Origin of the sequence: Gilliamella sp. B2785 (assembly GCF_026537005.1) — a bacterium.
Taxonomy (GTDB): domain Bacteria; phylum Pseudomonadota; class Gammaproteobacteria; order Enterobacterales; family Orbaceae; genus Gilliamella; species Gilliamella apicola_E.
In genome coordinates, this window is sequence record NZ_JAFNNC010000002.1 from 314,155 (window position 1) to 336,930 (window position 22,776).

Sequence of the window (22,776 nt, forward strand, 5' to 3'; positions counted from 1 at the left end):
TACCAAAAAATAACTATTAAAAAGGAGGATCTTAATCCTCCTTTTTGGCAATACTATTTCTTTTTCTTTTCGTGTAGACCTTTTTTCTCAAGCTCCCAGTAAATTATACGTTGCTGAGCAATCGTAAATAAATTACTTACAATATAGTATAAAACTAAACCTGATGGGAACCATAAGAAGAATACCGTAAAGATTAATGGCATATAAGTCATTAATTTTTGTTGTAAAGGATCGGTAACCGGTGTTGGTGACATCTTCTGAATTAAGAACATAGTTGCACCCATTAACAATGGGAAAACATAATATGGATCTTGTGCAGATAAGTCATGGATCCAAAGAGCGAATGGAGCATGACGTAGCTCAACCGTATTACCTAACATGTAAAATAATGACAAGAAGATAGGCATTTGAATCAATAATGGTAAACAACCACCAAGAGGATTAACTTTCTCTTGTTTATAAAGTGCCATTGTTTCCATACTCATTTTTTGTCTATCATCACCATAACGCTCTTTTAATGCTTGTAAACGAGGTTGCAATAACTTCATTTTAGCCATTGAACGATATTGTGCTCGTGTTAATGGGAATAAAATACCACGCACAATAAAAGTGATCACAATGATCGAAAAGCCCCAGTTTCCAATAAAACTATGGATAAATTTCAATAAGTAAAAGAGTGGTTGAGATAAGAACCATAACCAACCATAGTCAACGATTAAATCAAGATGATTAGCTGTTTCTTTTAATTCACTTTGAATTTCAGGACCTAACCATAATTTGGCATTAATTAATTTCGTTTCACCTGGTTGAATAACTGTTGTTTCACCTTTAAAACCAATTGTTGCTTGTGAATTGTTAGCTGTTGCACGTGAATAGAATAAATTATTTTGTTCCTGCGTAGGAATCCAAGCTGAAGCAAAATAGTGTTGCAACATAGCAATCCAGCCAGTTTCAGTTTTGACTTCTAAAGCATCATCTTTGATATCACTGAAACTATATTTACTATAATTAGTGTTGGCACTGGAATAAGCTGTACCGCGAAATGCGCTTAGTCCTAATCCGCCACCGCCTTCAGTAACGGCATCTTTAGGGAGTTCAATAGTCTGCTTCAACTGACCATACATTGATACTTCTAACGGACTTTGGGTTTGATTGTTCACGTCATACTGTACATCAACAGCATAATTATCACGATGTAAGATGTAATATTTAGTATAAGTTACACCATTAACTTGATAGGTAAATGGAACCTTCAACTCATCTTGACCATCAGCTAAAACATATTCAGATTGATCAGTTTGATATAATGGTCTTTTTGAGCCTTGAGTTGCATTGTCTGGACCATCTTTACCTGTTAACCCACTTTCAGCAATGTAAATAAAATCAGGTTTAGAAGTAAGTAGTTGGAAAGGTGTACCTGAATGAAGAGACTGCTCATATTTCAACAATTGAGCAGATTGCACATCGCCACCATAGGTATTAACCGTTAATGACAATACATCAGATTTTATTGTGATAGTTTTACCTTGCACTGAATCCGCTGTTGAACTATCTTCACCTATTTGTTGTGTCAATTGGTTAGCAACTGGGGGTTTTGGTGCATGATCATCTACCCACGCTTTCCAAATCAGGAAAGAAACGAAAAGTAAAGCAATGACTAATATATTACGTTGAGATCCCATTAGTGTTTTTCTCTATTGGTTTTAGTTTTCTTAGGAGGAACAAAATCTTCACCTCCTTCATGTAAAGGGTGACATTTTAATACACGTTTGACCGTTAGCCAACCACCTTTTATCAATCCGAATCGCCTTAATGCGATTATGGCATACTGTGAACAGCTGGGAGTAAAGCGACATTTAGGACCAAATAACGGACTAATGATACGTTGATATAAACTAATAACAAAAACAAAAACATTAATAATCAAAGCTTTAACCGCATAAACATGCTGTTTGACAATTAATATTAATTTACTTAGTTTTTTTTGATGATTTGCTGACATAGTTTATCTAATGTCTCAACTAATTGTTGATTATTCAATTGTATAACAGGCTGTTTAGCCATCAAAATAAAATCGATATTAGGAAACTGATGTTGGTTGTGACGAAAATATTCTTTGACTAACCGTTTAATACGATTACGCTCATGGGCTCTTTTAACCTGTTTTTTAGCTATAGCAAAGCCTAATCTGGGATGACTTAGATTATTTTTACGTGTAACTAGAGTCAGGAAAGGCGAACCTGCACGAATAGATTCTTGAAATACATGATTAAAATCAAAGGGAGTTAACAAGCGTAACTCCCGAGGAAAAGTGAGTTTAGTCACTCAACTTTAAATTAGCTAGCAACAGTTAAACGAACACGGCCTTTAGCGCGACGGCGAGCAAGAACTTGACGACCGTTTTTAGTAGCCATACGAGCACGGAAACCGTGAGTTCTATTGCGTTTTAATACTGATGGTTGAAATGTGCGTTTCATGACGATTTATATCCAAATCTAATTTATCAACAAGTTGTAGAGTATAAACTCCACAGCATTAATTAAAGAGGTCCGAATTATAGAGTCTATTTTATTTTTCGTCAACGGGATTTTGAAACATAAATTGTAAGGACCTTTTCAAATTTCATTAATCACTAATAGCTAAAACTCGCTTACTTGCTTCACCACCAACTTCACGCGCTAATTTTGGAACTAAATAACCCGATAGTTTTTTTGTCAATTGCCGCATGATTTTTTTGGCCTCATCATCATCGACTAAAAAATGAGCCGCACCTTGTACTTTATCTAATAAATGGATGTAATAAGGTAAAATACCAATTGAAAATAACTTATTACTTAACTTCGCTAGCACATCAGCATCATCATTAATATTTTTTAATAAAACACTCTGATTTAGTACTGTTACCTCACTTTTCTTTAAATCTTTGATGGCATGAGCTACATTATTATCAATTTCATTCGGATGATTAATATGGGTAACTAACACAACTTGTAAACGTGTTTTTGCAAATAATCGACACAACTCAGAAGTAATACGATTAGGTATCACCACCGCTAAACGACTATGAATACGTAAACGCTTAATATGACGAAATTTCTCTAATTCAGCTATTAAAAAAGCTATTTCATGATCTTTTGCCATTAAAGGATCGCCCCCCGAAAGAATAATTTCATCAAGTTCGGTATGCTGTGCAATATACTCTAATGCGATACTAATATTCTTTTTGTTACTTTGATTATCATGATAAGGAAAATGTCGCCTAAAACAATAACGGCAATTAATCGCACAAGCAGTTTTAGTCATTAATAATGCGCGATTATGATATTTATGTAGTAATCCTGGAATATTGTTATGTTGCTCATCAAGAGGATCTTTAGTAAAACCCTGTACGTTTATTAATTCCTGTTCATCACAAAGTACTTGAAGCAGTAAAGGATCTTGAGGATCACCTTTTTTCATTCGATTTATAAAAGCCATAGGCACACGAAGTGGAAATTGTTTTCTTGCCTGTAACATGGGTAAAGAAATTTCCTCAGAATCTAAATCCAGACAATGATAAAGCTTTTTGATATCTGTCACTACATTAGCGAGATCAAAAATCCACTCATCTTTATTTGGTTGTTCAACATTTTGCTGTATAATATGGCTCATTTTTGTAATTCAGAATGATAGTTGGAGCTTTTATGGCATCTTATAGTACTAATGAGTTTAAAGCTGGTCTTAAAATAATGCAAGATGGCGAGCCGTGTGTAATTGTTGAAAATGAATTTTACAAGCCAGGTAAAGGACAAGCAATTAACCGTGTAAAAATTAAAAAATTACTTTCTGGTAAAACTGTTGATAAAACATTTAAATCAGGAGAATCTGTTGAAGCGGCTGATGTCGTTGATATGAACTTAACTTATCTTTATACCGATGGTGAGTTTTGGCATTTTATGAATAATGATACATTTGAACAACTTTCTGCTGATGCAAAAGCTGTAGGTGACAATGCTAAATGGCTAGTCGATCAAGCGGAATGTATTTTAACCTTATGGAATGGTCAACCAATTGCTGTTACTCCACCAAACTTTGTTGAATTAGAAGTTATTGAAACTGATCCAGGATTAAAAGGTGATACAGCGGGAACGGGTGGTAAACCAGCTACATTATCAACTGGTGCAGTTGTACGTGTTCCTTTATTTGTGCAAATTGGTGAAGTACTTAAAGTTGATACACGTTCAGGTGAATACGTTTCTCGCGTTAAATAGTAATTCATCAAAATAATTATTTAAATAATGAGGTCGATATGACCTCTTTTTTTAAGTAAAAAAATTTAAGTTAAATTTTTGAGTTGAGGAACGGGGTTTTTGAGTTAAACATCTGCAAAAAATTCATTTATTTGGTAATTAAAAATCAAAATTTAAATTTATTTAGCCCCGATATAATTAAGCTGTCGCCATGACTCATAAACAACTACTGCAACTGAATTAGACAGATTCATACTTCGGCTATTAGCAACCATTGGAATCCGAATTTTTCTATCTTGCGGCAATGCATCAAGAATTTTTGCTGGTAAACCTCTCGTTTCTGGACCAAACATCAAAAAGTCAGCTGATTTATAATTTACTTCACTGTGTGGTTTTTGACCTTTTGTCGTTAAGGCATAAACTTGAGAAGCTAAATCAAGTTGGTTCTCATCTAAAAAGCACTCAATATTTTTATAATGTTTTACATCAACAAATTCTTGATAATCTAATCCTGCTCGTCTCAATTTTTTATCATCCCAATAAAATCCCATTGGCTCAATAATATGTAAATTAAAACCAGTGTTAGCACACAAACGAATGATATTACCAGTATTAGCAGGAATTTCAGGTTCAAATAAAACAATATTTAAAGATGCATCTGACACAATTATTTCTCTTAGCTGTTAATATTTTTGAAGAGGTAATACTATCACAATTCTAAGTCCACCTAAGTGGCTTTTCTCTGCTTTAACAGTGCCATTATCTCGAGTAATAGCGTTAGAAACAATGGCTAAACCTAAACCTGTGCCACCTGACTCACGATCACGAGCTTCATTAGTACGATAAAACGGCCTGAATATTTGCTCTAACTCACTATCAGCAACACCTGGCCCATCATCATCAATAGTGATAATTGCAGTTTGTTGTTGAATAACAAAATTAACATCAATTCGCTGATTTGAATAACGAAATGCATTCCTTACTACATTTTCAAGCGCGCTACATAACGCCGTTGGATAACACAAAATTGTATTATTAGTTGGGGGAGTAAGAATTGAAAATTGTTTTGAAATTTGATTAGCTTCAAAAGTCGCATTATCTAAAACATTTTTAAATAATTCATCTAACTGTTTATATTCACGAACTTCGTTATTATCATGCTGATTCCTTGCTAATGACAATAAATCACCAATCATTGAATCAAGCTTTATCGCTTCATCACTTATTCGTAAAACTTCGTTACTTTCACCTTGTTTACGACGTAGCAGTGAAGTTGCTAATTGCAATCGAGTTAATGGTGTCCGCAATTCGTGAGAAATATCAGAAAACAATTGTTGCTGTAACTCTTGCATCCTTTTCAACTCTCTAAGCATGCGGTTAAAACTTGCCCCCACTGCTTTATATTCATATGATCCAACTTTTTCGAGTTCAGGCCACTGTTGTAGATTACCTTTAGCTACTTGCTCAGCAGCCAACCGCAATCCACGTGCTGGCCTAGCAATACTCCAAGATAGCCACAACAAGAATGGCGTACTTGCCAACATGGTTAATGTCAAAAGCAAGAAAGGATGATCAAATATTAAATTAACAAATTGAGACTGAATATCCGATGCAGGTTGTAATAAAAATAATTGATAGTCTTCATTAGCATAATGAAGCAAGAAAGGACCAATAATTTCTTGGTTATCATAGATTTTCTTAGCAGGATCATCAACATCGTGGGATTTTTCACTAAAACTTTTTACTAAATCAATATTATTAGTATCTGCTGTGATAATTTGTTGATTGGGTGTAACAATAAATAATAGTTGCCCAGCCTTTTGATGATTATCCATTACAACAATGAATCTCATCCACCAACGGAAACTATCTTTAGGTATCTTGGTTAAATCTTTTTCGATTTCTTTAGCCAGTAGATTGCCACTTTCTTTATCTTTATTGGCTAAATAGGTTAAATTTCGGGAGTCTAGCTTTGGCAAGGCCATTACCAGAATAAGAAAGAAAGCAATAGTAAGTAAGAATATTGTGAAAATTCTAATTGTTAGGCGATCAAAGATCCACATATACTCTTACCATATGAAGAAATAGCTAGTTTTGTAATACATCATCATTTTGATCTACAACAAACAGATATCCTTTTGAACGTAATGTTTTAATCCATGGTAAACCATCGCTACGAGGAGGAAGTTTTTTACGCAAATTAGAAACATGAACATCAATTGAACGAGCTAAAGGTAAAAATTCTTTACCTAATACGTTTTCGCTTAAATCATCCCTTGAAATGATTTTTCCAGCATTTTCAAGAAGTTGCAATAATATTTGGAATTCAGTACCCGTTAATTCAATATATTTATCATCAAATGAAACAGATTGCTGTTTTCGATTAACGGTAAGTTTATCAATGGTATATTGAACTGACTTCTCACCAGAAGTTACAGCCATATTATCCCAACGTTTCCTACGTAATAATGCGTTGATACGAGCAATAAGCTCCCGATCATTAAATGGCTTTAAGATATAATCATCAGCACCAAGCTCAAGCCCAATAATTTTATCAAATTCGTTATCTTTAGCTGTTAAGAAAATTACTGGAACGGTATATTTATTTCTCAGTTGAGATAATACACTTAGCCCATTCATTTCTGGCATCATAATATCAAGTAATATTAGGTCAATGCTACTATCAAATTTATCTAAAGCCTGAACACCATTATTAGCTATTACGACTTCAAATCCTTCTAATTCTAATAATTCACATAACATTGAGGCAATTTCTGGATCATCATCAACTACGAGCAATTTGTTCATTACTACCCTCATTAATTAAGAAATTTATAACTTTTATATTGGTTTTTGATTATTGTAAATTTATTTTATATTTTTAAAAATATTATATAGATAAAATGAAAGAATGTCGTAAATAATTGTTAAGATTTATAGTTTAAACACTTTTATATTACTAAATCCTTGTTCAATAAGATAAAGTGCTTGTAATTTACTCATAATACCTTTAGCACAATACAATAAATATTGTTTTGATTGATCTAGATCGCCAAATTGCGTCGCCAATTTATAAAACGGGATGAGCTTAACATCGACATTTTCAATTTCTAATGGGTTATCCTCTTGTTCCTCAGGTGAACGAATATCAATTATAATTTGATTCTCTTCTAATGTTGAAACCATATCGACTTGTGTAATTGTGTTGTCAGTCTGTTTAGCAATTTCACGAATATCAATATTTTCGGCTTCTTCAACTGCTTTATCTAATATAGAGAAATCAAAATGTTGTTCTTCCTCTTCTATTTTCTCTTTAACCGCTTTTACAGTAGGATTTTTTGATATCACACCACAAAATTCTGGCATTGTCTTAGCGATATCTTCAGTACCGATTTGACGAGCAAGGTTAATTATAGTTTCTTTATCATACGTTATTAGTGGACGTAAAACTAAAGTATCACTCACATTATCGATCAAACGTAAATTAGTTAAAGTTTGGCTTGATACTTGCCCCAATGCCTCGCCAGTAATCAACGCTTCAACATTATAACGTCGAGCAACCATTGAAGCAGCACGAATCATCATCCGTTTTAAAATAACGCCCATTTGCCCATCGTCAATTTTCTCAAGAATCTCACCTACTACATTCGAAAAATCAATGGCGATAAAACGAACTTTATGAGAAGAACCAAATCTCTTCCACAAATAATGAGCCATTTGTTTAACGCCAATTTCATGAGTTTTTCCACCTAAATTAAAGAAGCAATAGTGGACTCGGCAACCTCGTCGAATAAACATATAGCTCGACACACCAGAATCAAATCCGCCAGAAATAAGAGAAATAACATCTTCTTGAGTTCCTGTAGGAAAACCACCAATTCCTGCATGGCGCTCTTTAACTAATAATAGCTTATCTTTATCTATCTCAAGATTAACTGTTATATCCGGACGAGTTAATTTTACTTTAGCTGTCGAAACATGTTGATTTAGCCCACCACCAACATAACGCTCTACATCAATTGAAGTAAACTCATGCTTACCACGACGTTTTACTCTGACACAAAATGTTTTATTCTCAATTAAAGGGGCAAAATGATTAAACGCTTTTTCATATATATCATGCAGATCGACAAAACTAAGCTCCTCAACTACTAATATATGGTGAATACCAGGAATTCGAGTTAATAGTTCTAAGATTTGACTTTCACTATTTACAACTTTAGGGCGAACTTCAATAAAATCCCAATGACGAATAACTGCAACATCATCAATTGAATGTTTTAAAATATTACGGATGTTGCTCGTTAATATTTTAATAAAACGTAAACGAACAGATTCACTTTTGATCGTGATTTCAGGAAAAAGTTTAACTATAAATTTCATACAACAGAATTTGCGAGACTAAAAATGGCGACATTATACTTATTTTTCCCTAAAAACGTACAATTGATTATGATAAATACAGAAAATAACAAAATATACTTGCTTGTTGCTCACTCTTTCGCTAATATTTCGCATCAATAAATTCTGTTCTATAACATAAAATTGACAGGTTGAAATGTACGAACTATTAATTATAGGTTATTTAATTATCGCACTTGCGATAATCGTTTTAGTGTTAATACAGCGCGGAAAAGGTGCTGACATGGGCTCATCTTTTGGTGCGGGTGCATCTGCGACTCTATTTGGCTCATCAGGTAGTGGAAACTTCCTTACACGTACAACGACAATATTAGGCGTATTATTTTTTGCATTAAGTATTATTTTGTCTAATATTGGTAGCTCAAAAACAACTAATATCAGCGATGATTTCAAAAATGTTGGCGATAATACAACTACACAGCAAAGTACAGAAGACTCGAACAGTAATAGGCAAGTAATTCCAACTACTGATCCAGTTATACAGCCACAGAGTATTAATCCGACTTCAGATATTCCAGAATAAAAACGGCGCCGTGGTGGTGAAATTGGTAGACACGCTATCTTGAGGGGGTAGTGCTCTAAGGGCATGCGGGTTCAAGTCCCGCCCACGGCACCAATTCAATATTCAGTAACATTCTTTAAAATTCTTTAAACCACATCAAAACCAGTATAAACAAGGCTTAAAGCCTGTTTTGCTATTTCGTAAGCATCAGTAAGATACATTTACAACAAAAAAATAATGGGGGTATATTTGGGGGTAGGATAAAGTGCCTTTATAATTAGATACCCCCAAAGGTGAAAAATGGCTATTAAAACTACCCCTTTGACTGATACACAAATAAAAGCATTAAAAGCCAATAGTAAGGATAAAAAGTATTTTGATGGTGGAGGTCTTTTTTTGTTAGTCAAATCGTCAGGAGCTAAATTATGGCGATTTAAATATAAAAAACCCATATCAAATAAAGAGACATTATTATCTTTTGGTAAATATCCAGAAGTTTCGCTACAACAAGCGCGAAAACAACGCGAGGAAGCACGCGAATTAATTAAGCAAGGCATAGACCCCCAAGAACATAAAGCGGAACAAGAACAACTTAAGCAAGAAGCAATCTGCAATACATTCTACTCCATGGCTGAACGGTGGTTTAAGTTCAAAACAGAACAAGGATTAGAAGAACAAACTTTAAAAAAGGCTTGGCGTTCATTAGAAAATCATGTATTCCCTTACATCAAAGACATTCCTATAAACCAAGTAACCGCAATTAAGGCTATCAATGCTTTACAACCATTAAATAACAATAATAAATACGAGACAGTAAAGAGAGTTTGTAGGCGAATCAACGAAATAATGTATTATGCTGTCAATATGGGAATTATTGATAATAATCCTCTTGCTAAAATTACCGATGTATTTAACAGCCCGAAAGTAAAAAATCAGCCTACCATATCCCCTACTGAGTTACCGCAGTTTATGCAAGCCTTATCTATGGCTGGTATTGAGTTACAAACACGATGCGTGATTGAATGGCAATTACTCACATTAACGCGACCTAGCGAAGCTGTAGGGGCGAGGTGGGACGAAATAAATTTTAATAAGAAAATATGGAGCATTCCTGCCGAACGCATGAAAATGGATAGACCCCACAATATACCTTTATCGCCACAAGCAATCAAAATCCTCGATATAATGAAATCTATCAACAATAAAAGTGAATTCATTTTCCCAACAGCAAGACCACCTTATAACAAGCCAATGAGTAGCCAAACCGCTAATATGGCAATAAAACGCATGGGATACAAAGATAAGTTAGTTGCGCATGGATTAAGAGCTTTAGCTAGTACTGCTTTAAACGAACAAGGCTTTAATTATGATGTCATTGAAAGCGCGCTATCCCATGTTGATAAAAACGCAGTAAGACGAGCTTACAACAAGGCTGAGTATGAACAAAAAAAACGCATTATGCTTGACTGGTGGGGCGATTTTGTCGAGCAAGCCAGTAAAGGGAATGTCTCACTATCAGGTAACCGCAATTTAAAGCTAGTTAATCATTAACTATACCGCGTTACATATCCTACCTCATATTTGAGTTACGCTTTCAATTATTAATAAGATCCACTCCTCAAATGTGAGGGTTGCTTTTTCAAATATTACCCTTTACATATGCCAGTTATTAAACTGTTTTTTTATACTTACTCCCCTATTATTCTTAACTTTTCATTAAAAGTGTTCACTACTATTTGCATTCAAATATAATCTTAATCCTATAGTTATCAAATTGATTTATATAATATTATTAAACAGCTATTAATATAGTGAAAATAAATAAATAAAATCTAAAAAAATTATTTCAATTCGCGGTGCTGGTGCTGCACAAAAATGAGGGTAAGGGGTGTAGAAAGATTAGAGTTATAGAAATTTACTTCCCCTCCCTACTTGCTTGAAGAATTTAAGGACATGTTAGAAGCAATATTATTACTTTAATTGCATGAGGGTTGTTTTTCAAAACAATTATTCACAATAAAAATAGGTATCCAGTGAAAAAACTTTAAATTAATGGACGCTAATCAAAACCGTTGTTTATGTGAATAATTTTCAAATAACAAAGATTTAAAATTGTTGTATTCTTATAAAGAAAATATTTCTATATATCTATCAATGTTACAAGCTGAAACTAGTTTGAATTTATTGATTAGTTTAAACAGTGAATAATAGAAAAAATTGCTTTATTGAATAATTAATTTTGATAGACTTAAAATATTATAAAACTTCAACCTTAAAATAGATTGTTCAAAATTTATTGATGAATATTATATTTAGAGATTGTGTTATGACTACAACTATTTTTAATAAAATAAAGAAATATCCTATCGTTTTTATAGGTTCTGGCATATCTAAACGATTTTTAGATAATTTTCCCAACTGGAATGAATTATTAGAAAGTTATTGGAATCAAACAAATCAATCAACAGGATATTATAGTTATTTAACCTCCCTCAAAAAAGATTATTCAAAATCATTCTCTGGAGAAGAATTAACTCACAAAATTAATACCTCCGTAGCTGATTTTATAGAAGATAAATTTAATACAATGTTCAATAATAATGAATTACAAATTGAGGGCTTAACACCTGAAATAGCTTATAAAAATGATATTTCACCTTTGAAATATTCTATATGTCAGCGTTTTTCAGTGTGTAATATTAGAAATGATATAGATAAAGAAGAATTAAGTTTTTTTATAGAATTTTTAAAAAAAGCTAAAATAATCATAACAACTAATTACGATCCTTTCATTGAAATATTATTAAAAAGTAAACACATTGAATTTCAAAAATATATAGGAAACAAAGGTTTTTTTGATGATACTATTGGATGGGCTGAATTATATAAAATACATGGTGATGTAACTGATCCTAATTCTATAGTCATTAATCAACTTGATTATGAAAATTATGATAAAAATTCAGTTTTGATTAGTGCTAAAATATTATCCAATTTAATTAATACACCAATAATTTTTTTAGGTTATTCGTTAACAGATAGAAATATACAAAAATTATTAACCGATTTTTCTTCACAATTTCCAAAAGAAGATGATAGAAAATCAGCAGAAAGAATAATTGTAGTTCAATATGAAAAAAATAAAATGGATATAGATCCACGCTATTCTAAAAATGATAAAAATATACCATATATAGAAATTAGAACTGATAATTATAAAAAAATATTCCAAGATATTTCAGAAATTAATGAAGGATTAACTCCGTCCGAGATATTAAGATATAAAAGAATAATTAGAGATTTAATTGTCAATGAAGGACATAAAGGTAATCTAGATAAGATACTTGTTTCACCAAGTGATATTGAAAATTTAGAAAAAAGTATAATAGAAGGTAAAAATTTAGTAGTTGCTATAGGTGATAAAGCCTTAGTTTACGCTCATGTAAACAATGAACAATATATTGAAGATTATATTTTAGAAAATAATCAAATAGGATTAGAATCATCCATAAAGGTTTTAACAGCAAGTCCTCATAACTGTTGGATTCCTTTTGCAAAACAGATAAAAAAATTAAAAACGAAAAATATAAAATTAAAAAATCATGAAAAAGTGAAAATCAATAATAGAATCAAAAATCAAGGTAGTCTGTCTAAAATAATGGATAGTATAAAACTAGATAAAGTCAATAGTAGTAAAGTTTTTAATTCAATATCGGATATTAAAAATAGTAATGTTGGTCCCTTTAAAGAAACACAAATTATAATTAAAAACATAAAAAATATACCAATTGAAGAAATAAAAAAATATATTACAACAGAAGGTATAAAAGAATTTAAAACAAACCAAGGAGATATTAAAACGGGATTGAGGAAGTTATTTTGTGCTTATGATTTATTAGTTAACGGGGACATTGAACGTGTTTGATAATTAAACCCCGTGAAATATATAATTTCACAGGGCGTTAACCTTTATGTAATCCCATACGAAGGTGGGATAGCTCCCCTAGTGTGGCGAACCGATCATGATTCTAAATGAATTCATTTTTAATTGCAATACAGTTTTTATCATTACTAAATTAGTTTTAAAGTTGGATTTTTTATGATTGAAATTTTATTAGATATGTATAAACATATATTATTATTTTATTTCCATTAGTATACAGAAAGTATTCAGAAAAAATTTTTTATTAATTAATATTATCTATAAATATGTATTAATCGAATTAAATTTCAAAGCCCAACAAAGGCTATTCATAACCTTGCTGATAAATGCCCGTAATGCTTTGAAACAGCCTGACGGTTCATATATTTATTATTGCCTTTTACAACTTCTCTCATTTAATAATGCTTAAGTATTATTTTTGGCTTTGTAATTTTAACATAGTTTATTCAATGTATATAAACACATTGCTATAATATATATAACTGTATGTTAAAAATATTATTTGCGTCTAGGCTGATCCCCGAACATTAGAAATAAACTTAAAAATAAGCAAAGACTAGTTACCAAGAGCAGAAGAACCTAGTTAGTTGTTAGTATTTATTATAATATAAACCGCTTAATTTGAGCGTTTTTTATTTATAAGGAAATTTAGATATGAAAAAAATAAAAATCTTTGGTAAAGAATTCAAATTAACAAGCTCTTTTAAGGAATTATTACCAGAATTAGATAACACCATTATATATACAGATAAATTTATTGAGGCAATTAGAAATTTAGGTGTGTGTATTTTAGTAGCTACAATTCTAGCGTCCTTTTTACCACATTCTTTAGGAAACTTCATATCTACTCCATTATTGATGGTTACCTGTTTCATATGGTCTATCAATGTTTTTTTTAAATGTATAAGGTGGTATATAAAAAGAAAAAATATTGATATGAACAAAGAAAGATCATTTGTAAATCTTTTCATAATTTCTGTAGTAATTACAGGAATTTTATTCATTTTGTTAATGATTGCATTAATTCCATCTTTGCAAACAATTGTTCGTACTCTTTCAACACGTACTTAAAACAAAAGGTGTACACTTGCATAAAAATCCATACAACATAAAATCAATTGTTAATCAAATGATTTTATCTAATGCTAGTGAAAACTAGTGTACGCTGTTGCGCTAAGTGTTCACTAGCTTGAAGCCTTATAAGGAATGGGGTTGAAAAATTCGCGTATACTTATAAATACTTTTTTATAAAATTTTATTTTTATGGTCGGATGGGTAAATTTCTACAGATTTTAGTCATCCAATCCACTTGTCCTCTTTCTTTTTAACGCTAACCCGATTTTCTTAATCCTTATGATTTGCTTATCAGGGAAATAATATCTAATTTAAGGAGTCACTTTTCGTTTTAGTTATACGAATAAATTACAAAAAAAACATTTCAAAAAGGGATTAAACAATTCTTTTCAAGTCCCTCCAAACACCAAATCAATATTCAGAGATATTCTTTCAAATCCTTTAAACCACATCAAAACTGGTATAAATAAGGCTTATAGCATGTATTGCTATTCTGCCAAGTATCAGTAAGACAAACTTACAACCAAAAATAATAGGGTATATTTAGGGGTAGGATAAAGTACCCTTATAATTAGATCCCTCCAAATGTGAAAAATGGTTATTAAAACTTCCCCATTAACAGATGCTCAAATCAAAACAACTAAATTACAAGAAAGTGTGTTTGCTGTCGCAATATGGCAGTAGTGAAAGTTTAAAAGCAGTTTGCAAATCCTACAGAGGCGAAAGAAGTACTACACATGCAACAACAATCAGCGGAAGTAACTTCAAATGAACGCGAATCTAACCATCTTTTAGTTTTTTATCTTAATGGGGTGTTTATAAGCGGTTTGGGAATTCCTTCCTTCAATTCAAGAAGATATCATGTTTATATTTAATATATACAATACAGGCTTAAACAACTCTTTAGCTCTCTCAAAAATTAGGCTAATCACTTGGTTATTAAATGAAAAAAGTACATTCATAAAAGGGCAAAAGAACCGTCAAAAAATAGTAATAAATAAAATAATTAGAAATACCCTTTGACTGAAATTGAAAGTCTACATAGTCATATTGATAAGGTTTGATAGAAAATGAAAATTTCATTAATGCAAAGTTTAACATCTAGTTGATATTGAAGAATAATTCTCATATTATTATTCAAAAACAAAGGAATGTTATGAAAAATTTTATTCTTATAAGCATGGTTAGTCTAATTCTATTCGGTTGTGGTGAGAGTGATAATAAAGTTCTCAAAGAATATCTTGTGGGCGATTGGCAATGCACTGCGATATATGGTATAGGGCTAAATGTATCCCCAGAAGAAGAGCTTAAACATACCACTGAGCCTGAAGATTTTACAATGAAATATAGAATATTAGATGATAAGTTTTACGAAATTAAAAATGATGGAACAAAACAAACTATCGATGTCAACGGCTTTAACAGTACAGTAAATGAAATATGTTATGAATCAAATTGCACTCTGAAACAATCTTTAGAAATCAAGGATAACGACTCATTTAACATCATAATAACGAAACGCATAAAAAAACTCAATAATCACACAGATACTATTGATTTTAGATCTAAAATCGAATCAGTTTGTAATAGAATAAAATAAGTATCAGGAATAACACTTTAATTTGCTTATAGATACTTTAATATTTATTAGTAACAAATTTTGAGCAACTATTATTAATAGATAGGATACATACATTAGTGAAAAATTTGGCCATTGGCTAATTATGCTGCATATGTTATTGTTCTGAAGTATTCATGAGGTTTAAAAGAGCCGCCACCCATTCACCAATTCAATATTCAGCAGGATTCTTTAAAATCCTGTAAAGCACATCAAAAAGAGTATAAATAGTTTGTAGCCTATTTTATTATTTTAAACGAGGCAAATACCAATCATACTTTTTGATTAGATTGAACGCTACCATATATCGCCGACATAAAGTCGGCGAATTAGTTTGTTAAATTAAATTATGCAAAGCCTTTTAAACCAACCACATGAACATGTTCTTGGTTATTAATGACTTTACGTACTAATTTATACGTTGTACCTTTTTCCGGACTGATATTTTCTGGCGCTGCAATAATAAGTTGCATTTCCAATCTTTCGCAAAGTTCAAAGAGCGTTGCAATTGATTTAGCATCAAGTCGGGCTGCTTCATCTAGGAATAATAAACGACAAGGTGATATGTCTTTATTACGCAAGCGTTTAGATTCTTCTTCCCAACTTTGAATCACCATCAATAGGATCGACATACCTGTACCGATTGCTTCACCTGTTGATAATGCACCACTTTCAGCACGTAACCAGCCATCAGCGCCACGATTAACTTCAACATCCATTTCCAGATAGTTTCGATAATCAAGCAATTCTTCACCTATATTTTGCGCAGTTCGCTGCCCCATATCAATATGAGGATTCAAGCGTTGATAAAGTTTAGCTAATGCTTCTGAGAAAGTAATACGATTATTACTAAACAGATCTTGATGCTCGTTTTGATCATCAGCTAATGCTGCTAATAACGAAGAGTGAGCTTCCCGGATACTAACATTAAGACGTACACCATTTACCTGACCAAATGCCACCGCTTGCAGACCTTGATTAAGCATACGAATACGGTTTTGCTCTCGTTGAATAGTTTTACGAATAATATTAGCCACACTTTTTGAGCTAATTGCCAATTGCTGTTCACGTGAGGTAAGTTCTTCAGTTAATCGTGATAACTCAATTTCCATTTGCTCAATAGCTTCAATTGGGTCATCCGTTTTAACAATATCTTGACGAATTCGTTCACGAAGATGTTTATAAACCGCAATATAAAATTGTATTTTACGCTCTGGTCGTTTTGGATCTTCGGATAATCTTAATACATCACGTAAATGTTCATTATCATTTACTGCTAGACGCAATGAACCGAGTGCCTTATCTGACATAGAGCGCAATTCATCAGCACTTAGATAAGCTAATTCTCGACGATGTAACCTTCGTTCAACGCTATTTTCTTTAACTAATCGTAAAACTAAACACCACCCTGCTTTCGCTTCCACAACTTGTTCACGTAATTGTTTATAATCACGTAGTGTTTGTGCTAAACGTTTTTGCATTTGTGTCATTTCGCTTTCGCACATAATAAGTTGTTTTTCAAGCGATGAGCATTGTTGGCGATTACTGTTAAGTTTTTGATGAATTTCATCACGACGAATACGTGCTCGTTCTTCGGTTGCTGTATCTGCTTTAACACCTATTTGTTCAACCTCTTTATGCAACTCATTGAGCATGTCACGTTTAGTTTCAAATGCACTTTTCAAAGAAGCAAGAGTTTGATTATATTGATTGTATTTATCTTGATACTGTTGCATCTGGCTACGTGCTTCAGTACGCTGTGCTTCAACCACCTCAAGTCGAGAACGTAGTTTTTCATTCAAATCACTATTTTCATTTAGCATTCCAGCCGAATCTTCATAGCTAAAATGCGCACGGCGTTGCATGACTTCGGTTAAGGCAAAAACTTGTTGACGAATAGTTTGTTGCTGAGCTTTGATAGTATTATATTGCTCACGTAGTGATTCATTCTGTTCAGGATCACTTTGTAACACAGCAATAATTGGTTCTAATTCCGAAACAGTATGACGATGACGACTCACATATTGCGCAGCTTCTTGCGCTTCAGCCACTTGTTCTCGTAAATCATCAACTCGATCGGCTAAATCATCATCAGCCAATAAATGCATCTGAGCAACTAATCGATTAACTGTAGCTAGCTGCTCTTTACAAATTGCCACTTGCTGTTGGTTTTGTTTATCAATGCTTTCTTGTGCTAATAATTGGCGTTCAATTTCATTGCGTCGTGTTGTTAGTTTTTGTACTTCGGCTTCTGGATCGATATCAAAAGCTACAGATAAATATTCACCAATAAACTGCCCAACATTTTGCTCAATACGTTGCAATTTTTGAAGGTCAAACGAAATTGTTGCATAAAGTTCATGTAGCTCATCACGTTCAGCTGATAATTTCTCAAGATGTATTTCACGTGCAGCTCGACCAAACAAAGGAACTTTAGGAAAACTTGAGAAACGCCATTGACGATCACCTGTTTTAACAAGAACCGATTTATTCATCTCTTCACAATCAAATACGCTATCATCAAATGATGATGGATCACCTTCGATAAAATAGATATCTTCAGGATAATCTTCTTCACTGCTAGTAAGGCTTTCGAGTTGTGCTTTGACTAATGATAAATCCGGTACCACAATGGCTTGCCTTGACGGACCATACAATGCTGAAAAATAAGGTGCATCATCAATTGTTACATCTTCATAAATTTCAGAAAGTAAAACACCATTGAATCGTTCAGCTAAAACAGATAAACGTCCGTCATCAACACCACTTGGTTGATTAAGTTGTTCTATTTGCGTATCAAGTTGATTTCGTTTGAAGTTTATTTGATCACGCTGAGTAACTAAAGCACGTTCCTGTTCAAGCAGTTGTTGCATATGCTGAGTAACTGATTGACTATTAGTAAAAGTTTGTTGTGTTTGTTCTTGCAATGCTATAAGTGCATCTTGAGCTTTTAACCATAATGGGGCTTTTTGACGATAGTCACTTATTTTTGTTTGTATTTGCTCAAATTCTTGCCTAAATTCAATTCGTTTTTCACTTGATTCGTTAGCAAGCTCGGCATTTTGATCCAATTGAACTTCAAGTTCTTGTTTTAATTCATCAAGTTCATCATAATTGATTTGACGACCAAAACGCTTACAGAATTGAGTTAGTAATGATTCAGCTTCTTTTTGTTCAAAAAAGCGTTGTTCTAATTCATCTAATTGTAGCTGTAAATGTTCTGCTTGCTCAGCTTGATAACATTGTGAAGGCCATTGTTTTAATGCTTCTCTAGCAGCACTCCATGCTTCACTTCGTACTACATCGCCAACCAACTTAACAACTAGTTGATACGCTCTATCAAATTGACTTATTGCAGCATCAGAAACACTAACTCTCTGCTCCAATTCTAATAATTTTTCAGTAACTTCTTTTTGTTTTTCTTGAAAAACTTCATAGTGATTTTCAACATTGCTTATACCTAATTTAGGCAATTGGCATAGTTGTTGGGCATTTTTCAGAGCTTGAATTGCTTGCTGATATTGAATAGCTCGAGTTTGTTGTACATCCAAAGCTTGTTGATAATCTGCTAATTGAGTTTTAATCTCATCAACTTCTTGTTCTGTCTGTTCAACTTGATCTCGGTAAGTTTGATACTGTTCATTTGCTTCAAATACAACTTCATTTTGCTCTTCAAGTTTTATATTAAGATCATCTAAATCTGCTTGATAGCGGTCAATTTTTTCTTGTTGACGCAAAGCAGTTTGTGCAAGATTAAGATGATCATTTGCTGCCTGAAGGTCGGTCTCTAAATCGCCTTGAGCATCTTGATATTCTTTAAGCTCTTTTGCCATCTCAACTTGTCGATACTGATTACTGATAAGCAGATCTTGCGTTTTGAACATACCTCGACGTAGTCCTAAAACGGACTCGATATGAACTCTACGCTCATTAGCATGACGCATATAATCAGCAGCCACATAATTTGTAGATTCAGTAATGAGATGTTTGAATAAATCACGATCTGATTGTGTAACTCGAATAGCTTCAAGTGTCATCCGATTTTCACGAAGTGCTGCTTCCATATCTTGGAATGCTTTTCTAACACCACTATTTTCTGGTAATAAATAATCACGTAATGATCGGGTTATAGCACTAGAAATCCCACCATAAAGAGAAGCTTCAATTAAACGATAATATTTACTTCGATCAGATGAAGAACGTAACCTTTTAGGTAAAATACCAAAATCAAACATTACTGAATGATAATCAGTAATGGAATTAAATTGCTTAAAGATAACCCCTTCCATTGATTCAATCTTATCTTTTAATTCTGGTAAAGATAAAATTCTAGCCTGTTTTTCATTTAAGCGCTCTGTTACTAATTCTGTTGGAGTAATATTGACAGGCAAACCTTGTATTAAAAAAGGTTTAATATCAACTTTTTTATCACGACCAGCAACCTGCTGCAAACGCACACCACAGATAATCCGTTGATTACGAGAATTAATTACATCCAGCATCGAGTAACACACGCCTGGCTTTAATTTACCATGTAAACCTTTATCTCTAGAACCCGAAGTTGCTCCAGCTTCAGTTGTATTTCTAAAATGTAATAAGGTTAAATCTGGGATTAATGCAGTGACAAATGCTGCCATAGTGGTTGATTTACCAGCACCATTACCACCAGAAAGTGTGGTGACAAGCTGATCAAGCTCAAACGTTCGAGCAAAAAAACCGTTCCAATTAATTAAGGTTAATGAGTGAAATTTACCGTGTCCCATTATCATTATTCAATCTCCTCATTAACATCTTCATCATCACTATTATCATCATCTAATATAAGTGATGATTCAATTTTAATCGCTTCACCATCGCGAATCAGGCGTAATTGTGCTTCTTGAGCATCATCACTGCTACGCACATCAGCTCCGAATCGGAATATAGATTCATTAATACGAAAACGGCTACTATCATTACCTACAATAAAGAAGATCATACCAAGTCGACGTAATCGATTTAATGCAGTTTTTACTTTATCAAATAATTTTTGGCGATCTAAATCCGAGCCTGTAGAACGCTGATTGACTAGTTTCAATAATTTACTTTCATCCGCTAATGAAACAAGCTCATCAAAAAGTTCTTGTAAGGTAAAAATGCCTTCATGTGCTAATCGCTCTGGACTTAAATAGAGATAACAAAGCACTTTACCGACTAACATATCAAGTTCAGATAATACTGAACGTGGAATCAGAGTAGTTGAACGAGGACGAAGATAGAAAAATCCTTCCGGTGCGCGAATAAGCTCAACATTATAACGCTGATAAAACTGTTCAAGCTCAAGTTGGAAATCCATTAAAAAAGCATGATTATCAAGCTCATCGATACCAATATGACGACCTGACCTTAATAGACTGTCAAGTTCCGGAAATATTGGATTGGCAATAGCTTGAGCTAATTTTACCGGCATAAACTTATCTATCGACGCTTGAGAGCTTGCTGCAATACGCCCCATAACCTCATCAAGATGATGGGAAGTTTGTTCTATTTCTAAATCATTAATATCTGTTGATGACATGTGCTTGTACCTTAGCTCCATAATCGTTAATAGGTTTCCATTCGGCTGGGATACCGAGTAAATCGCCTTCGGCAACACCTAATCGAATAGCCTGATCAATAAACAGTCTTGCAATATCAAAATGTTGTTCACGTGGGAACTGTGCTAAATAGCTATGAATTGCATTACTCATATCAAGTGGTTTATTTTCTTGTTTAAAGATCAATAAATTTTGTTCTATATGCGAAATAATATGTTCTTGAATTTCTTCAATCATTTCAAACTCAAGCTCGGATGGTAATTCACCCGTCACTTCTGCTTCATGCAGTGCTAACTCTTCATCACGCATATCAAGTAAACGCTCAGCATTAGCAAAAGTGAGTGACCATGGTAAATCAAAATAGCTTTGAATCGATTTACGTAATCGCTGAGAAAAAACTCGATTCTTATCTAAATCGATTGCTGTACGAATAAATTTATGAACGTGTCTATCATAACCAATCCATAGGTCTATTGCTTTTTGTCCCCAGCCAATAATTCGGTCTAGTTTTCCTTGCAGATCCATAACAACATTGTTAATTTTATCAAGATCTGGATTATCTAATGTGGCATCTTGTATCAGAAGCAAACTGGCTTGTAGCTTATCACCTGCAGCTGCCAACGTATCTTGCAGCTCACGCAATGTTTGTGATGTTTCGGTAAGTAAACCTTCACAACTACTGATGGCTGCTTGCCAATCTTGGCTTAACAATGCTGAAATATTTTGTTTAACTTCAGCTTGTTGTTCATCCATTACTCTCTGAGTGATATCAATACTGTCAAAAATTTCTGCAACAGAATATTTTAATGGAGCAAAAACATTTCGATGCCAATGTAAATCATCGCCACCTTCAAGGGCCGCATCTGCTGCTCGCTTTAATTCTTGTGCAACAATAGAAAGCTGAATAGATAAGCGTAATGTCGAAAATTCTCGTTGGCGTATATAGTAATCAGAAATGCCGATTCCTAGTGGAGTCAAACGATAAATAGAATAACCATCGGTCATTTCGCTAGCAAAGCGAGTAATTAAACGTTGGCGCACTAGATCATTAATGGCATTGTTAGCTCGAACAGTAATAGTATCTTCACTTTGCTCAAAGATCTGAGAGACATGTCTGAATCCGTCAATTAATTCAGATTCAGTCATTTCGCCATCAAAGCGCTCACTGTTTAATACAGCAATTGCTAATAAAAAGGCTAATCGCTCAACAGGTAGAGCAATCGAAAAATCATTCTTTTTTGCCCAAGAGACCAGTTCTGGCACTGATTGGGAAAAATCCATCATAGTGATTCCTTAATTAAAGATGCACAACATCGCGACATCTTAAAATAATATGAGAAACACAATATATTGTGTTATGGACAAAATTTTATCGATTATATAACAAATTGTAGTAGTTAAAAATAGCTAAG

The 22,776-nt window shown here is 33.1% G+C and carries 18 protein-coding genes and 1 tRNA gene; 7 read left to right on the plus strand and 12 right to left on the minus strand.

Annotation, left to right across the window (positions count from 1 at the left end):
• Window positions 1-53 precede the first annotated feature (53 nt).
• The 5 genes from yidC to epmB form a co-directional block, all read right to left on the minus strand.
• Window positions 54-1,682 (minus strand): membrane protein insertase YidC, encoded by a 1,629-nt coding sequence (gene yidC, locus J3U24_RS03665; RefSeq protein WP_267336706.1) that lies wholly within the window; start codon window positions 1,680-1,682, stop codon window positions 54-56.
• The gene (gene yidD / locus J3U24_RS03670; protein ID WP_081299466.1) at window positions 1,682-2,002 is read right to left on the minus strand and encodes a membrane protein insertion efficiency factor YidD; all 321 of its coding nucleotides are present in this window, start codon (window positions 2,000-2,002) and stop codon (window positions 1,682-1,684) included. Before yidD ends, yidC begins: the two co-directional genes overlap by 1 nt.
• Entirely contained in the window at window positions 1,975-2,325 is a 351-nt protein-coding gene (gene rnpA / locus J3U24_RS03675; protein ID WP_065562353.1) for a ribonuclease P protein component, read from the minus strand. The genes yidD and rnpA overlap by 28 nt, the downstream gene beginning before the upstream one ends.
• Window positions 2,326-2,336: 11 nt before the next feature.
• Window positions 2,337-2,477: a 50S ribosomal protein L34 gene (gene rpmH / locus J3U24_RS03680; RefSeq protein ID WP_025314679.1), complete on the minus strand. Its 141-nt coding sequence runs from the start codon at window positions 2,475-2,477 to the stop codon at window positions 2,337-2,339.
• Between the two features lie 148 nt (window positions 2,478-2,625).
• Entirely contained in the window at window positions 2,626-3,651 is a 1,026-nt protein-coding gene (epmB, locus tag J3U24_RS03685; protein ID WP_065562354.1) for an EF-P beta-lysylation protein EpmB, read from the minus strand.
• Window positions 3,652-3,683: 32 nt separating this feature from the next.
• Here epmB and efp point away from each other — a divergent pair, with 32 nt between their 5' ends.
• Complete coding sequence (gene efp, locus J3U24_RS03690) at window positions 3,684-4,250, plus strand: elongation factor P (protein WP_034882790.1); 567 nt, start codon at window positions 3,684-3,686, stop codon at window positions 4,248-4,250.
• Between the two features lie 158 nt (window positions 4,251-4,408).
• Here efp and trmL read toward each other — a convergent pair whose 3' ends face one another.
• The 4 genes from trmL to thiI all read right to left on the minus strand — a co-directional run bounded on the left by trmL (window position 4,409) and on the right by thiI (window position 8,612).
• Window positions 4,409-4,894 (minus strand): tRNA (uridine(34)/cytosine(34)/5-carboxymethylaminomethyluridine(34)-2'-O)-methyltransferase TrmL, encoded by a 486-nt coding sequence (gene trmL / locus J3U24_RS03695; RefSeq protein ID WP_267336704.1) that lies wholly within the window; start codon window positions 4,892-4,894, stop codon window positions 4,409-4,411.
• A gap of 18 nt (window positions 4,895-4,912) precedes the next feature.
• Window positions 4,913-6,286, minus strand: a complete 1,374-nt coding sequence (gene cpxA / locus J3U24_RS03700) for an envelope stress sensor histidine kinase CpxA (RefSeq protein ID WP_141677497.1) — start codon at window positions 6,284-6,286, stop codon at window positions 4,913-4,915.
• A gap of 31 nt (window positions 6,287-6,317) precedes the next feature.
• The gene (locus tag J3U24_RS03705) at window positions 6,318-7,037 is read right to left on the minus strand and encodes a response regulator (RefSeq protein ID WP_065734796.1); all 720 of its coding nucleotides are present in this window, start codon (window positions 7,035-7,037) and stop codon (window positions 6,318-6,320) included.
• Between the two features lie 126 nt (window positions 7,038-7,163).
• Window positions 7,164-8,612, minus strand: coding sequence for a tRNA uracil 4-sulfurtransferase ThiI (gene thiI, locus J3U24_RS03710; protein ID WP_267336703.1), 1,449 nt, complete (start codon window positions 8,610-8,612; stop codon window positions 7,164-7,166).
• 175 nt (window positions 8,613-8,787) lie between these two features.
• Here thiI and secG point away from each other — a divergent pair, with 175 nt between their 5' ends.
• The 6 genes from secG to J3U24_RS03740 all read left to right on the plus strand — a co-directional run bounded on the left by secG (window position 8,788) and on the right by J3U24_RS03740 (window position 15,770).
• Window positions 8,788-9,174, plus strand: coding sequence for a preprotein translocase subunit SecG (gene secG, locus J3U24_RS11525; RefSeq protein ID WP_065734794.1), 387 nt, complete (start codon window positions 8,788-8,790; stop codon window positions 9,172-9,174).
• A gap of 7 nt (window positions 9,175-9,181) precedes the next feature.
• Window positions 9,182-9,267, plus strand: a tRNA-Leu gene (locus tag J3U24_RS03720).
• A 186-nt stretch (window positions 9,268-9,453) separates the two neighbouring features.
• Complete coding sequence (locus J3U24_RS03725; RefSeq protein ID WP_267336702.1) at window positions 9,454-10,704, plus strand: integrase domain-containing protein; 1,251 nt, start codon at window positions 9,454-9,456, stop codon at window positions 10,702-10,704.
• 775 nt (window positions 10,705-11,479) lie between these two features.
• On the plus strand, window positions 11,480-13,078 hold the full coding sequence (locus J3U24_RS03730) for an SIR2 family protein (protein ID WP_267336701.1): 1,599 nt from the start codon (window positions 11,480-11,482) through the stop codon (window positions 13,076-13,078).
• 672 nt (window positions 13,079-13,750) lie between these two features.
• Window positions 13,751-14,167: a hypothetical protein gene (locus tag J3U24_RS03735; RefSeq protein ID WP_267336700.1), complete on the plus strand. Its 417-nt coding sequence runs from the start codon at window positions 13,751-13,753 to the stop codon at window positions 14,165-14,167.
• A 1,159-nt stretch (window positions 14,168-15,326) separates the two neighbouring features.
• Window positions 15,327-15,770, plus strand: a complete 444-nt coding sequence (locus J3U24_RS03740) for a hypothetical protein (RefSeq protein ID WP_267330036.1) — start codon at window positions 15,327-15,329, stop codon at window positions 15,768-15,770.
• Window positions 15,771-16,135: 365 nt separating this feature from the next.
• Here the strand turns inward: J3U24_RS03740 and mukB are convergent, their stop codons facing one another.
• The 3 genes from mukB to mukF are packed head-to-tail and all read right to left on the minus strand — an operon-like array spanning window position 16,136 to window position 22,648.
• On the minus strand, window positions 16,136-20,554 hold the full coding sequence (gene mukB, locus J3U24_RS03745; RefSeq protein ID WP_416380470.1) for a chromosome partition protein MukB: 4,419 nt from the start codon (window positions 20,552-20,554) through the stop codon (window positions 16,136-16,138).
• Window positions 20,555-20,556: 2 nt separating this feature from the next.
• Window positions 20,557-21,282, minus strand: a complete 726-nt coding sequence (gene mukE / locus J3U24_RS03750; protein WP_065562474.1) for a chromosome partition protein MukE — start codon at window positions 21,280-21,282, stop codon at window positions 20,557-20,559.
• A gap of 43 nt (window positions 21,283-21,325) precedes the next feature.
• Complete coding sequence (gene mukF, locus J3U24_RS03755) at window positions 21,326-22,648, minus strand: chromosome partition protein MukF (RefSeq protein WP_065562362.1); 1,323 nt, start codon at window positions 22,646-22,648, stop codon at window positions 21,326-21,328.
• Window positions 22,649-22,776 lie beyond the last annotated feature (128 nt).

Bases quoted from the DNA above. Each gene is read 5' to 3' on its own strand.
- yidD (WP_081299466.1), bottom strand. From the start codon at position 2,002: ATGTCAGCAAATCATCAAAAAAAACTAAGTAAATTAATATTAATTGTC.
- rpmH (WP_025314679.1), bottom strand. From the start codon at position 2,477: ATGAAACGCACATTTCAACCATCAGTATTAAAACGCAATAGAACTCAC.
- mukF (WP_065562362.1), bottom strand. From the start codon at position 22,648: ATGATGGATTTTTCCCAATCAGTGCCAGAACTGGTCTCTTGGGCAAAA.
- J3U24_RS03735 (WP_267336700.1), top strand. From the start codon at position 13,751: ATGAAAAAAATAAAAATCTTTGGTAAAGAATTCAAATTAACAAGCTCT.
- mukE (WP_065562474.1), bottom strand. From the start codon at position 21,282: ATGGGGCGTATTGCAGCAAGCTCTCAAGCGTCGATAGATAAGTTTATG.
- J3U24_RS03730 (WP_267336701.1), top strand. From the start codon at position 11,480: ATGACTACAACTATTTTTAATAAAATAAAGAAATATCCTATCGTTTTT.
- J3U24_RS03725 (WP_267336702.1), top strand. From the start codon at position 9,454: ATGGCTATTAAAACTACCCCTTTGACTGATACACAAATAAAAGCATTA.
- epmB (WP_065562354.1), bottom strand. From the start codon at position 3,651: ATGAGCCATATTATACAGCAAAATGTTGAACAACCAAATAAAGATGAG.
- secG (WP_065734794.1), top strand. From the start codon at position 8,788: ATGTACGAACTATTAATTATAGGTTATTTAATTATCGCACTTGCGATA.
- J3U24_RS03740 (WP_267330036.1), top strand. From the start codon at position 15,327: ATGAAAAATTTTATTCTTATAAGCATGGTTAGTCTAATTCTATTCGGT.
- yidC (WP_267336706.1), bottom strand. From the start codon at position 1,682: ATGGGATCTCAACGTAATATATTAGTCATTGCTTTACTTTTCGTTTCT.
- thiI (WP_267336703.1), bottom strand. From the start codon at position 8,612: ATGAAATTTATAGTTAAACTTTTTCCTGAAATCACGATCAAAAGTGAA.
- efp (WP_034882790.1), top strand. From the start codon at position 3,684: ATGGCATCTTATAGTACTAATGAGTTTAAAGCTGGTCTTAAAATAATG.
- J3U24_RS03705 (WP_065734796.1), bottom strand. From the start codon at position 7,037: ATGAACAAATTGCTCGTAGTTGATGATGATCCAGAAATTGCCTCAATG.